The 13,635-nt window shown below is 72.1% G+C and carries 7 protein-coding genes; 2 read left to right on the top strand and 5 right to left on the bottom strand.

Annotated elements, in window-relative coordinates:
* From BHU15_RS11465 to BHU15_RS11450, 4 genes are all read right to left on the bottom strand, one after another.
* The coding region (locus tag BHU15_RS11465) for an ATP-dependent helicase (protein ID WP_069627081.1) at nucleotides 1–2,379 on the bottom strand (2,379 nt) is incomplete at its 3' end.
* A gap of 98 nt (nucleotides 2,380–2,477) precedes the next feature.
* Nucleotides 2,478–3,386, bottom strand: a complete 909-nt coding sequence (locus BHU15_RS11460; RefSeq protein WP_079128076.1) for a hypothetical protein — start codon at nucleotides 3,384–3,386, stop codon at nucleotides 2,478–2,480.
* 142 nt (nucleotides 3,387–3,528) lie between these two features.
* On the bottom strand, nucleotides 3,529–6,906 hold the full coding sequence (locus BHU15_RS11455; protein WP_069627080.1) for an ATP-dependent helicase: 3,378 nt from the start codon (nucleotides 6,904–6,906) through the stop codon (nucleotides 3,529–3,531).
* A 230-nt stretch (nucleotides 6,907–7,136) separates the two neighbouring features.
* Nucleotides 7,137–7,541 carry an MGMT family protein gene (locus BHU15_RS11450; RefSeq protein WP_376202867.1) on the bottom strand — a complete coding sequence of 135 codons (405 nt, stop codon included), beginning with the start codon at nucleotides 7,539–7,541 and terminating at the stop codon, nucleotides 7,137–7,139.
* Between the two features lie 206 nt (nucleotides 7,542–7,747).
* On the opposite strand from BHU15_RS11450, the gene BHU15_RS11445 reads away from it, so the two are divergent.
* Both BHU15_RS11445 and BHU15_RS11440 read left to right on the top strand, forming a co-directional pair.
* Entirely contained in the window at nucleotides 7,748–10,573 is a 2,826-nt protein-coding gene (locus BHU15_RS11445; protein WP_069627079.1) for a lysylphosphatidylglycerol synthase domain-containing protein, read from the top strand.
* Nucleotides 10,574–10,665: 92 nt separating this feature from the next.
* Nucleotides 10,666–12,330 (top strand): alpha/beta hydrolase, encoded by a 1,665-nt coding sequence (locus tag BHU15_RS11440; RefSeq protein ID WP_069627078.1) that lies wholly within the window; start codon nucleotides 10,666–10,668, stop codon nucleotides 12,328–12,330.
* A 107-nt stretch (nucleotides 12,331–12,437) separates the two neighbouring features.
* Here the strand turns inward: BHU15_RS11440 and moeZ are convergent, their stop codons facing one another.
* Nucleotides 12,438–13,616, bottom strand: a complete 1,179-nt coding sequence (moeZ, locus tag BHU15_RS11435; RefSeq protein ID WP_023538827.1) for an adenylyltransferase/sulfurtransferase MoeZ — start codon at nucleotides 13,614–13,616, stop codon at nucleotides 12,438–12,440.
* Between the last annotated feature and the right edge of the window lie 19 nt (nucleotides 13,617–13,635).

Raw genomic sequence — 13,635 nt, 5'->3', positions numbered from 1 at the left:
CGGCGCGCTCGACGGGGAAGCCACGCTGCTGGCCTTCCTCGCCTTCCTGAGGACGGCCGCGCAGTGGTCGTGCAGGGCGTTCAGGAAGTCTGAGGGCCCGCGGGCGCGCTTCTGGGTGGGGCCCCACCAGTGGCCGGAGCCCAGCAGCAGCGTGCGCGGGCGCGTGAACGTCACGTAGCCGAGGCGCAGTTCCTCCGTGTGCTGGTGCGCGCGCATCTCGTCCTTGAACGCCTTGAGGCCCTTGGCGTCCCACTCCAGCACCTCCGGGAGCGTCGGGGCGTCCCCGCGCAGGGCGTGCGGCAGGACCTTCGACTGGGACGTCCACGCCTCGCGCGCCTTGCTGTTGGGGAACTGTCCGGTGACCAGGCCGGGGACGGCCACGACGTCCCACTCCAGTCCCTTGGACTTGTGCGCGGTGAGGACCTTCACCGTGTTCTCGCCGCCGGGCAGCGCGTTGTCGAGTCCCTTCTCGTACTGCGCGGCCGTCCTCAGGAAGGCGAGGAAGGCCAGCAGCGTGGCTTCCCCGTCGAGCGCGCCGAAGGAGGCCGCGATGTCGAGGAAGTTGTTCAGGGTCTCGCGCCGGCGCGCGGCCAGGGCGTGCGGCGACGCCGACAGCTCGACCTCCAGGCCGGTGGTGGCGAGGACCCGGTGCAGGACGTCCATCAGCGGGTCGGCCAGCGAGCGGCGCAGATCGCGCAGTTCGGCCGCGAGCCGGGCGAACCGGACGCGCGCGGCGGCGGAGAACGGCAGACCGTCGTCCTTGCCGCCGGCCGACTCCAGGAACGTGTCGAGGGCGTCGGCGAGCGATATCACCTCGGCGGGGTCGGTGCCCTCGACCGCCGCCGCCAGTCGTTCGTCGATGTCGTCGGTGTCGGCGCCGCCCGGACGGTGGACGAGCAGGCGGGCGCGGCGGCCGAGGAGCGCGAGGTCGCGGGGGCCGATCCGCCAGCGCGGGCCGGTGAGCAGCCGTACCAAGGAGGCGTTGGCGCCCGGGTCCTGAAGGACCTCGCACATCGCCACGAGGTCGGCGACCTCCGGGAGATGGAGCAGCCCGGAGAGGCCGACGACCTCGACGGGCACGTCTCGGGCGACGAGCGCGCTCTGGATGGCGGGGAAGTCCCCGGCGGTACGGCAGAGCACCGCGATCTCACCGGGCTCCTTGCCGGTGCGCACCAGATGCGCGACGGAGTCGGCGAGCCAGTCCAACTCGTCGGCATGGGTACGGAGGAGGGCGCACCGCACGATGCCGTCGCGTTCGGCTCCGGGCGCCGGACGCAGGGCCTCCACGCCCGCGTGCATGGCGCGCAGCGGCGCCGCGAGCCCGTTGGCGAGGTCGAGCAGGCGGCCACCGCTGCGGCGGTTCTCGCTGAGCGAGAAGCGGGCGGCCGGGGTGCCGTCCGCGTACCGGAAGTGGGAGGGGAAGTCGTCGAGGTTGGCGACGGAGGCGCCGCGCCAGCCGTAGATCGCCTGGCAGGGGTCGCCGACGGCCGTCACGGCGTGGCCGGTGCCGGCGCCGAAGAGGCCCGACAGGAGCAGGCGTTGGGCCACCGACGTGTCCTGGTACTCGTCGAGCAGGACGACGCGGAACTCGTCACGCAGGATGCGGCCGACCTCGGGCCTGGTGAGGGCCAGCCGCGCGGAGAGGGCGATCTGGTCGCCGAAGTCCAGCAGATCGCGGGAGGTCTTGGCCGCGCGGTAGCGCTCCACCAGATCGAGGAGTTCACGGCGGGCGGTGGCGGTCTCGGGCACCTTGCGCAGGTCGGCGTTGGTGAGCCGGACGCCTTCGAGGGAGCGCAGCAGTTCGGAGTCGTACGCGGCGAGTTCGCCGGTCGGCACGAGATGCTCGGCCAACTCGGCGTCGAGAGCCAGCAGATCGCCGACCAGGGCGGGGAACGACCGGGTCAGGGACGGGTACGGGCCGGGGGCCTCCTTCAGCACCCGGGCGGCGAGCTGGTAGCGCGTGGCGTCGGCGAGCAGCCGGGCGGTCGGCTCCAGCCCTATCCGCAGGCCGTGGTCGGTCAGGAGCTGTCCGGCGAACGCGTGGTACGTGGAGATGCGGGGCTCGCCGGGCGGGTTGTCCTGGTCGAGCAGATCGGGGTCGGTCACCCCGGCCCGTACGAGCGCCTTGCGGACCCGCTCGGCCAGCTCGGCCGCCGCCTTGTTGGTGAAGGTGAGCCCGAGGACCTGCTCGGGGGCGACCTGGCCGGTGCCCACCAGCCACACCACGCGCGCCGCCATCACCGTCGTCTTGCCCGAGCCCGCCCCGGCGACGATCACCTGCGGGGCGGGGGGTGCGGTGATGCACGCCATCTGCTCCGGGGTGAACGGGATGCCGAGGAGTTCGTTGAGCTGCGCGGGGTCGGTGATACGTGCGGACACTTCAGAGAGGCTATCGGGGACCACTGACAGGTGGACGCCGGGCAGATCGGACAGATCAGGACGTCACGAACTCCGGACCGCCGGCGGTCCCCATCGCCTCACAGGCCGGACGTCCGGCTCGCCGACTGCCGTACGTCGCGCAGGTCGACGGTCTCGGCGCCGGGCGGTACCGCGACCTTGACCGGCACGCCGAAGTCCGTGAGGAGGACGGTGCCCGGGGCCTGGCCGCCCTCGCTGACCGCCTTCAGCAGATAAGGCTCGCCCTCGGCCGCCACGTAGGTCGTGCGCGTCCCGTCGGTCTCCCGCTTCACCAGCGTCGCCGCCTTGCGGCCCTCGACCTCGGCGGCGGCGCCCCTGGTGGCGCCCTTGGCGTCGGCGACGTGCACGCCGTCCAGCATCGCGTCCAGGTCGCACGCGCCGCCCAGCGCCCGCGCGGAGGCGCCGGCGCCCGCGGGGATCTTGAGCCACTTGCCCTTGAGCAGCTGGACCAGTTCGTCCGCCACGGCGGTGTCGGCGTTCTGGTCGGTCCGGCCGCTCTGCTCGATCGGGCCGTTCTCGTCGTTCTCGTCGTTCACGGCGTTGACGTCGTTCGCGCCGGAGCTGATCGACCGCCAGAACTCGTCGTCACCCTTGACGTACGTGACGCCCTTCACCACGGCGAACTCCGCCTCGCTGTCGTCCCGGCGCAGCCCCCCCGTGCACGTGCCGCTCCTGTCCAACGAGAAGTCGACCTTGACGCGTCGCCCGTCCTCCGTGCCCTCCGCCGTCAGGCGCAGCGACGGAGCGCCCTTGGTCGCCGTCACGGCCTCACCGGCGATCCGCGCGGCGGTCAGGCCCGCGAACGGATCCGCCGGCGCGGTCGCCTGCTTCGCGGCGGCCGGCGCCTCCTTCTCCGCCGTACCGGCCGCCACATGGTCGGCGCCGCCGGTGGCACAACTCGCCGTCCCGGCGACCGTGAGGGCGCTCACCAGCGCCGGCATCAGGAACTTCCGCTTGATCGCGGTCATCTGTCGTCTCTCCTCGCACCTCTGGCACGTCTCGCACTCCGTGCCCGGGTGCCGTTCCCTTTCCGGCCGCGCGAGGCGCCGCGAAGGGTGCATGTGCACGAGGGGATTCATCCGGGAGAGGCACTGACAGAACTCACGGCACTCACTCCACGATCTGCTGCCCCTCCGGCCGCGCGCTGCACGAGGCGCGGAAGGAGCAGTGCGCGCAGTGCTGGCCGGCGCTGGGGGTGAAGCGCTCGTCCAGTACGCGCCCGGCCGCCGTGGCGAGGAGATCGCCGACCCACTCCCCCGCGAGCGGCTCCTGTGCCTGGACCTTGGGCAGGTCCTCGCCGCCCTCCTTCTTGGCCGCGGCCTGCCTCAGTTGTACGAGTTCGGCGCCGCCCGGCTCCGGCCGCCGCCCGTCGAAGACCTCGTCCACAGCGCCCTCCCCCACCGCGAGCTGATACACGGCGAGCTGCGGGTGGTGCGCGACCTCCTCCTTGGTAGGAGCCGCTTTGCCGGTCTTGAAGTCGACCACGTAGGCACGCCCCTGGGCGTCCTGCTCCACGCGGTCCATGGAGCCCCGGATCCGTACCTCGTACGCGCCCGCCTCCAGCGTGACGTCGAAGGCGTGCTCGGTCGCCGCCGGTGTGCGCCCGGCGCGGTCCATCACATGCCAGCGCAGGAAGCGCTCCAGCGCCACGCGCGCGTGCCGCTTCTCCTGCTGGGACTTCCAGGGCGCGTCGAAGGCGAGCGCGTCCCAGACGGAGTCGAGGCGCTCCATGAGGACGGCGAGGTCGGCGGGGGTACGGCCGGAGGCCACCTCGTCGGCGAGTACGTGGACGACGTTGCCGAAGCCCTGTGCGGCGGTGGACAGTTCGTCCGCCTTGACCTCGCGTCCGAGGAACCACTGGAGGGCGCAGGTGTTGGCGAGCTGGTCCAGCGCGCTGCCGGAGAGGGCGACGGGCTGGTCCCTGTCGCGCAGGGGTACGGCGCTGTGCGTCGGTTCGTACAGGCCCCACCAGCGGTCCGGGTGGGCGGCGGGGACGAGCGGCTGGCCCTCCTCGTCGCTGAGGGCGGCGAGCCGGGCGAGGCGCCGGGCCGCCGCGTCGCGCAGGACCGGTGTCGCCCGCGGGTCGACGGTCGTGGCGCGCAGCTCGGCCACGAGCGCGGCCACCGCGAGCGGCCGGCGCGGCCGGCCGGTGATGTCCTTGGGGTCGACGCCCAGTTCGGCGAGGAAGCGGGACGGCTGGTCACCGTCGTCGGCGGGGGCCTTGACCGCCGTGACGACGAGTCGTTCGCGGGCGCGGGTCGCCGCCACGTAGAAGAGGCGTCGCTCCTCGGTAAGGAGGGCGCCGGGAGTCAGGGGCTCGGCCAGTCCGTCGCGGCCGATCCTGTCCGCCTCCAGAAGAGAGCCGCGGCGCCGGAGATCGGGCCAGAGCCCCTCCTGGACCCCGGCGACGACGACGAGCCTCCACTGGAGGCCCTTGGAGCGGTGCGCGGTCATCAGACGGACGGCGTCGGGGCGTACGGTCCTGCCGCCGAGCGTGTCGGCGGCGATGTCCTGCGCGTCGATCTCCTCAAGGAAGTTGAGGGCGCCGCGCCCGCCGGTGCGTTCCTCGGCCCGTGCCGCCGCGTCGAACAGGGCGCACACGGCGTCCAGGTCCCGGTCGGCGTTACGGCCAGCGGCGCCGCCGCGCAGGGCCGATCTCTCCAGCCGGCCCGGCCAGGGGGTGCCGTTCCACAGCTCCCACAGCGCCTCCTCGGCGGTGCCGCCGCCCGCCAGCAGGTCGCGCGCCTTGGCGAGCAGCGCGCCGAGCCGCTGCGCGCCGCGCGCGTGGGCGGGGTCGTGCGTGACGAGCCGCTGCGGTTCGGCCAGCGCGCGGGCCAGGAGTACGTCGGAGGGCGGCGGTACGCGGTTGCCTGCGGCCCGCTCCTCGTCGCGCAGCGCCCGGCCGAGCCGGCGGAGGTCGGCGGCGTCCATGCCGCCGAGGGGCGAGGTGAGCAGCGCGAGAGCGGTCTCGACGTCGAGCCGGTCGCCCTCGACCTCGGCATCCGGGCCGGCATCGACGCCGGGACCGGCACCCGCACCGCTGTCCGCCCCGGCCCGCACCGTCCCGGTCTCCGGCTCCTCCCGCGCCGCGCGCACCGCCGCCGTCGCGACCGCGCGCAGCGCCGTCAGCAGCGGCGACACGGCCGGTTCGTGACGCAGCGGCACATCGTCGCCGTCGATCTCCAGGGGCACGCCCGCCGAGGTCAGGGCCCGTCGTACAGCGGGGATGGTCCGGCCTCCGGCGCGTACGAGCACCGCCATCTCGCTCCACGGCACGCCTTCTTCAAGATGCGCGCGCCGCAGGATGTCGGCGACGTTCTCCAGTTCGGTCGACGCGGTCGGGTAGGTGTACGTCTCGACCCGGCCGCCCTCGCGGACCGACGCCAGGTCGCGGTGCGCCCGCACCTTCTCGGCGGGCAGCCGCCCCAGCGGCATCCGGCGGGTCAGCAGCCGGGTCGCGGCGAGCAGCCCCGCGCCGGAGCGCCGGGAGGTCGTCAGGACCTCCACCCGGGCCGGCCGGCCGTCGGCGTGCGGGAAGGCGTCCGGGAAGTCGAGGATGCCGTTCACGTCGGCGCCCCGGAAGGCGTAGATGGACTGGTCCGGGTCGCCGAAGGCGACCAGCGTGCGGCCGTGCCCGGCGACCGCCCTGAGCAGTCTGACCTGCGCCGGGTCGGTGTCCTGGTACTCGTCGACGAACACCGCGTCGTACCGGTCGGCGAGGTGCGCCGCGACCTCGGGCCGCTCGGCGAGGAGCACGGCCCGGTGGACCAGTTCGGCGTAGTCGAGGACACCCTGCATGTCGAGTACGTCGAGGTACTCGGCCAGGAAGGAGGCGGCGGCCGTCCAGTCGGGGCGGCCCGTCCGCCGCGCGAAGGCACCCAGAGAGTCCGGGCCGAGCCCCAGTTCACGGCTGCGGGCGAGCACCGCCCGTACCTCGTCGGCGAAACCGCGCGTGGTGAGGCAGGCCCGCAGCTCGTCGGGCCAGCGGACGCGCGACCGCCCCTCGCGCTCCAGGTCGAGCTGCCCGGCGAGCAGTTCCCGTACGGCGACGTCCTGCTCCGGTCCCGAGAGCAGCCGCAGCGGCTCGGTGAAGAGGTCGGCCTCCTGGTGCGCACGGATCAGCGCGTAGCAGAACGAGTGGAACGTCGTCGCCTGCGGCCCCTGCGCGCCGCCCAGCCTGACCGCCGTACGGTCGCGCAGTTCGACGGCCGCCTTGCGGCTGAAGGTGAGGACGAGCATCCGTTCCGGGTCGTCGCCGCGCGCGACCCGCGCGGCGACGCTCTCGACCAGCGTGGTCGTCTTCCCGGTGCCGGGACCCGCGAGGACGAGCAACGGTCCGCGTTCATGGTCAACCACCGGGCGCTGTGCTGCGTCCACGACAGGGGGATCCGCCGCGACCGGCGCCGTGCGCAGCAGTCGGTACGCACCGGAGGTCCGCTGCCGTACTGGACGGTGCGGGGTACGCCCGGTGAAGGAGGAGGAGCTCACGTGGATCGCCGGTCCTGGAGAGGGTGCTGGTGGTGACGGAGCTTTCTGAGGTCTGTGGGGCGCGAGCTGACGAGGGTACGCCGAGCTACGACGCGGAAGCGGCGAGTCCGCCCGATGATCTGACGGTTCAGGTGGTTACCGGGGGCACGGCCCTCGCGGGGTGCGGTCATCCGTACGGTCCTCAGCAGACTCGCAGGACCGCCCGCGGCGCAGCGGAATGTCAGAAACTGTCAGATGTGAGCAGCATCGCCCGTGTCAGTGCCGGAATCCGTGCCCGTTTCCGACGGCCGGCCGTCCCATCGCGCCCGTTTCATATCGAGGCGCGGCAGATGGCCTTCGCTGCCGCGCGAGGCCTCCCGCAGGGGCGTGGCCTCCTCGCGGTAATGGGCCAGGGCCTCCAGCTCATGACCGGACAGCAGGACCCCGTCCGAGCGGACCACACGCCACCAGGGCACCGCCCCGCCGTACAGCGCCATCGCACGGCCGACCTGACGTGGGCCGCCCTCGCCCAGCCACTCGGCGATGTCGCCGTACGCCATGACCCGGCCGGGCGGGATCAGGTCGGCCACATCCAGCACCCGCTCCGCGTACTCGGGCAGGTCTCCGGACACCTCGTCGGGCTCGTCGCTCCTCATCCGCCCCATCCTGCCGCACACCACCGACAGTCCGCCCGCCCACCGGGCCCGGCCGGACGGGCCGCCCCCGGGCCTTGGCACAGCCGACGCGGTGTTCCTCAATGCACCCTGATACCCCCCTCTGTCACCCTGGCGTGCCACCATCATGCGGGCGGTGACTGGTGATACGAGATCAAGAAGACACGGATTCGACGAAGGAGCAGGGCGTGCAGCCTCCGACGGTGGCGGGCACCCCTGATGCCGAGCCGCGCCCGGATTCAGCGCCCGGCGCCGGTGCGGAGGGCCACACGGACGGCGGTGGCGACGGCGGTACGGAGGCGGGCACCGGCAAGGACACCGGCGCCGAAACGGGCGGCGAACCGGGCACCGGCCCGAAGAAGAGCACGGACGCCGACGCCGACGAGACCGTCCGCCGCGACACCCCTCCCGGAAGCCATGCCGACCCGCTGTCCGGGGACGAACCGCTGCTCGCCGCCCGCGTGCACCGCCCCTCCGACCTGCTGCGTCTGCTCATCGGCATCCTCGCCATCGCCGTCGTCATCGGCCTCTCCGCCTTCGCCCACGGCACCACCTCCGGCCTCGAACAGGACATCAGCAAGGGCACCGGCCAGGCCCCCGACCTGCTCGTCAAGGTCGCCGGTCTGATCTCCAGCATCGCCGTGCTGCTCGTCCCGGTCGCCTTCGCGATCGAGCGCCTGATCAAACGCGACGGCCTGCGCATCGCCGACGGCGTGCTCGCCGCCGTCCTCGCCCACGGCGTGACGCTCGCGACCGATCTGTGGGTCGCCCGCGCGGCGCCCGGATCCATCCAGGACGCGCTCACGCGCGCGCAGCCCGGCGAAGGGCTCACCGACCCCGTACACGGCTATCTCGCGCCCGTCATCGCCTATATGACGGCCGTGGGGATGGCCCGCAGACCCCGCTGGCGCGTCGTGCTGTGGGTGGTCCTGCTGCTCGACGCGTTCGCGATGCTGGTCGCCGGCTACACCACCCCGTTCTCGATCATCCTCACCGTGCTGATCGGCTGGACCGTCGCGTACGGCACGCTCTACACGGTCGGCTCGCCGAACGTACGGCCCACCGGCCAGACCCTGATGGCGGGTCTTCGCCATGTGGGTTTCCGCCCCGTCAGCGCGATGCGCGCCGAGCCGGAGGACACCGGCGATTCGGCCGAGCAGGGCGAACGGGGCCGCCGCTATCTGGTGACGCTCGACGAAGGGCCACCGCTGGACGTCACCGTCGTCGACCGGGAACAGCAGGCGCAGGGCTTCTTCTACCGGGTCTGGCGCCGGCTCACCCTGCGCTCGATCAGCACCCGCCGCTCGATCCCCTCCCTGCGCCAGGCGCTGGAGCAGGAAGCGCTCCTCGCGTACGCCGCCATCGCCGCCGGCGCCAACGCCCCCAAGCTGATCGCCACCTCCGAGCTCGGACCCGACGCCGTCATCCTGGTGTACGAGCACATGGGCGGACGCTCCCTGGACTCGCTGTCCGACGACGAGATCACCGACGACCTGGTGCGCGGCGCCTGGCGGCAGGTCAAGGCGCTCCAGTCGCGCCGTATCGCCCACCGCAGGCTCACCGGCGACGCGCTGCTGGTCGACCGGGACGGGAACGTGATCGTCACGGATCTGCGCGGCGGTGAGATCGCGGCGGGCGACGTCGTGCTGCGGATGGACACCGCGCAGCTCCTCACCACGGTCGGGCTGCGGATCGGCGCCGAACGCGCGGTGGCCGCGGCGGTGGACGTCCTCGGCCCCGACGCGGTCGCCGACTGTCTGCCGCTGCTCCAGCCGATCGCGCTCAGCCGCTCCACGCGTACGACGCTGCGCCGGCTCGCCCGTGAGCGGGCCCAGCGCGAGCGCGACGCGGTGCTCCAGGCCACCGAGGCGGCCAAGCACGCCCGTACGGCGGAAGTGGCCGCCGCGACCACCGACGCCGAGCGCAAGGCGGCCCGCAGGTCGCTGCGCGCGGAGAAGCAGGCCGAGAAGAAGGCCCTGGACGACGCGCTCGACGAGGTGCGCGAGGAGGATCTGCTCTCCCAGATCCGTGGGCAGGTGCTGCTGATCAGACCGCAGGCGCCGGTGGAGCCGGTCCGTCTGGAGCGCATCAGACCCCGGACGCTCGTCAGCTTCATCGCCGGTGCGATCGCCGCGTACTTCCTGCTCACCCAGCTCGCCGGGATCGACTTCGGCAACGTCTTCGCCAACACGCACTGGGGCTGGGTGGCCGCCGCCGTCCTGTTCTCGGCGCTCAGTTACGTCGCCGCCGCGATGAGCCTGCTCGGCTTCGTGCCGGAGCGGGTGGGCTTCCTGCGTACGGTCGTCGCGCAGGTCGCCGGGTCCTTCGTCAAGCTCGTCGCGCCCGCCGCGGTCGGCGGGGTGGCGCTCAACACCCGCTTCCTGCAGCGCGCGGGGGTACGCCCGGGGCTCGCCGTGGCGAGTGTCGGCGCCTCGCAGCTGTTCGGCCTCGGCGCGCACATCCTGCTGCTGCTGGCCTTCGGCTATCTCACCGGTACGGAGAAGACGACCTCCCTCACCCCGTCCAGGACGGTGATCGCGGGGCTGCTGACCGTCGCCGTGCTGCTGCTGGTCGTCACCGCGATCCCGTTCCTCAGGAAGTTCGTGGTGACGCGGCTGCGTTCGCTGTTCGCGGGTGTGGTGCCGCGCATGCTCGACGTGCTCCAGCGGCCCATGAAGCTGGTCACCGGCATCGGCGGGATGCTGCTGCTGACCGGTCTGTTCGTGATGTGCCTGGACGCCTCGATCCGGGCCTTCGACGACGGGCATCAACAGCTGAGCTACGCGAGCATCGCCGTCGTGTTCCTCGCGGGCAACGCGCTGGGGTCGGCGGCGCCGACGCCGGGCGGTGTGGGCGCCGTGGAAGGCGCGCTGACGCTCGGTCTGATCGCGACGGGGGTGCCCAAGGAGGTCGCGGCCCCGGCGGTGCTGCTGTACCGGATGATGACCCTGTGGCTGCCGGTGCTGCCCGGGTGGATCTGCTTCAACCACCTCACCCGAAAGGGAGCCCTGTAGGGAGCCCGGCGACGGGGGCTCCCGGGCCGGCGCCACCACCCGGCTGGACCCCGGACCGCGCGCCCCTCCCCGGCACGACGCACCATGGGGAGATGCCGATGCCCCCCTTCTCCACGTCCGCCGCACCCACCCGGCGTCGCCGCCCCGCACTGACCGCCGTCACCGCCGTCACCGTCGCCACGCTGCTGGCCGCCGCCGGATGCTCCGGCTCCGGCGCGGACAGCGGCGGCCAGGGCGGGCAGACCAGCCGGAACGACCAGGACGGTCAGGAGGACGGTCAGAACACGACCGACACGACCGCCGCGCCCCAGAACCTGACGTCCCAGAAGCTGGACTGGAAGGCGTGCCCGGCCCCGTCGGCGGCCGAGGGCGGCGGTACGGCCCCGTCGCCGCTGCCCGGCGGCACCAAGTGGGAGTGCGCCTCCATGGCGGCCCCGCTCGACTACGCCAAGCCCAAGGGCGCCACCATCGAGCTGGCCCTGATCCGGGCGAAGACCAGCGACCCGGGCAAGCGCATCGGCTCGCTGGTGTTCAACTTCGGCGGGCCCGGCGGCTCCGGCGTGACCGGGCTGCCCTCCTTCGGCAACGACTACGACAAGCTGCGCACCCGCTACGACCTGGTCAGCTTCGACCCGCGCGGCGTCGGCCGCAGCGACCCCGTCGAGTGCAAGGACGACAAGCAGCTCGACGCGTACTACGCCACGGACATGACCCCGGACGACGCCGCCGAGGAGAAGTCCTACGTGAACGGCCTCAAGTGGTACGCGGGCGGCTGCGAGCAGAAGTCCGGCAAGGCGCTCCCGCACGTGGGCACCGTCAACGCGGCACGCGACATGGAGCTGATGCGCCAGGTCCTCGGGGACGACAAGCTCAACTACTTCGGGATCTCGTACGGCACGGAGCTGGGCGGCGTCTACGCGCATCTGTATCCGAAGTCCGTGGGCCGCGCCGTCTTCGACGCCGTCGTGGACCCGGACCAGAGCTCCGAGCAGGGCTCGCTCGGCCAGGCCAAGGGCTTCCAGCTCGCCCTCACCAACTTCGCGAAGGACTGCGTCAGCCGCGGCGACGCGTGCAAGCTGCCCGGCAGCACCCCGAAGGAGATCGAGAACTTCGTCGTGGAGCTGCTCGACCAGCTCGACAAGAAGCCGATCGCCGGGCTGGGCGACCGGAAGCTCACCGAGACCCAGGCCACCAACGGCATCGCCCAGACGCTCTATTCGAAGGAGTACTGGCCGCTGCTCGAACAGGGTCTGGACGAGGCCGACGGCGGCAGCGGCGCGTTGCTGCTCGTCCTGTCGGACGCCATGAACGGCCGCAACGAGAAGGGCCAGTACAGCAACATCCAGGCGGCCAACGCAGCGGTCAACTGCGTGGACTCCAAGCAGCGTTACACGCTCGCGCAGACGAAGGCGAAGCTCCCCGAGTTCCGCAAGGTCTCGCCGGTCTTCGGCGACTTCCTCGGCTGGGGTCTGCTGGGCTGTTCCGAGTGGCCGGTGCCGGGCGAGTGGGAGAAGCCCGACGTCAGCGCGCCGGGCGCGGCCCCGATCCTGGTCATCGGCAACACCGGCGACCCGGCGACGCCGTACGAGGGTGCGCGGGCGATGGCGAAGGCGCTCGGTGACGGCGTGGGCGTCGAGCTGACGTACGAGGGCCAGGGGCACGGCGCGTACAACGCGGGCAGCGCGTGCGTGCAGAACGCCGTGAACGGCTATCTGCTCGACGGCAAGGTGCCGAAGGCCGGGACGGTCTGCAAGTGACGCGAAGAGTGACACGCGTACCGGGTCACACGGGTACCGAGTGACATAAGCAGGAGGCCGGCCCACGAGGTGCGTGGATCGGCCTCCTACGTACGTATGCGGCTCGTTCAGTAGATCGGCTTCTCCGGCTCGATCTGGTTGACCCAGCCCACCACTCCGCCGCCGACGTGCACGGCGTCGGCGAAGCCGGCCGACTTCAGCACCGCGAGCACTTCCGCACTGCGGACACCCGTCTTGCAGTTCAAGACGATCTTCTTGTCCTGCGGCAGATCCTGGAGCGCGTTCCCCATCAGGAACTCGTTCTTCGGGATCAGCTTGGCGCCCGGGATGGAGACGATCTCGAACTCGTTCGGCTCCCGCACATCGATCAGCTCGATGTTCTCGCCGTCGTCGAGCCACTCCTTGAGCTGCTTCGGAGTGATCGTCGAACCGGCCGCCGCCACCTGCGCCTCCTCGGACACGACGCCGCAGAAGGCCTCGTAGTCGATGAGCTCGGTGACGGTCGGGTTCTCGCCGCAGACCGCGCAGTCGGGGTCCTTGCGGACCTTGACCTGGCGGTACTGCATCTCCAGCGCGTCGTAGATCATCAGCCGGCCGAGCAGCGGTTCGCCGATGCCCGCGAGGAGCTTGATCGCCTCGTTGACCTGGATGGACCCGATCGACGCGCACAGCACACCGAGCACGCCGCCCTCGGCGCAGCTGGGCACCATGCCGGGCGGTGGCGGCTCCGGGTAGAGGCAGCGGTAGCAGGGACCGTGCTCGGACCAGAAGACGCTCGCCTGACCGTCGAAGCGGTAGATCGAGCCCCATACGTACGGCTTGCCGAGCAGCACACACGCGTCGTTGACCAGATAGCGGGTGGCGAAGTTGTCCGTGCCGTCCACGATCAGGTCGTACTGGGCGAAGATCTCCATCACGTTCTCGGACTCGAGCCGCTCCTCGTGAAGGACGACCTTCACCAGCGGGTTGATACCGAGGACGGAGTCACGCGCGGAAGCGGCCTTGGAACGGCCGATGTCCGCCTGGCTGTGGATGATCTGGCGCTGGAGATTCGACTCGTCGACCTCGTCGAACTCCACGATGCCGAGCGTGCCGACACCGGCCGCGGCCAGATACATCAGCGCGGGCGAGCCGAGCCCGCCCGCGCCGACGACGAGCACCTTCGCGTTCTTCAGCCGCTTCTGCCCGTCCATCCCGACGTCCGGGATGATCAGGTGACGGGAGTACCTGCGGACCTCGTCGACGGTGAGCTCGGCAGCGGGCTCTACCAGGGGTGGTAGCGACACAGGGACCTCAACAGGGGAT

It is taken from the genome of Streptomyces niveus, assembly GCF_001723055.1.
In the GTDB taxonomy this organism is placed as follows: Bacteria; Actinomycetota; Actinomycetes; order Streptomycetales; family Streptomycetaceae; genus Streptomyces; species Streptomyces niveus.
Note: the sequence above shows the minus strand (reverse complement) of the source record. Positions and strands in the feature narration are given on the sequence as shown.

Bases quoted from the DNA above. Each gene is read 5' to 3' on its own strand.
- BHU15_RS11460 (WP_079128076.1), bottom strand. From the start codon at position 3,386: ATGACCGCGATCAAGCGGAAGTTCCTGATGCCGGCGCTGGTGAGCGCC.
- BHU15_RS11450 (WP_376202867.1), bottom strand. From the start codon at position 7,541: ATGAGGAGCGACGAGCCCGACGAGGTGTCCGGAGACCTGCCCGAGTAC.
- BHU15_RS11440 (WP_069627078.1), top strand. From the start codon at position 10,666: ATGCCGATGCCCCCCTTCTCCACGTCCGCCGCACCCACCCGGCGTCGC.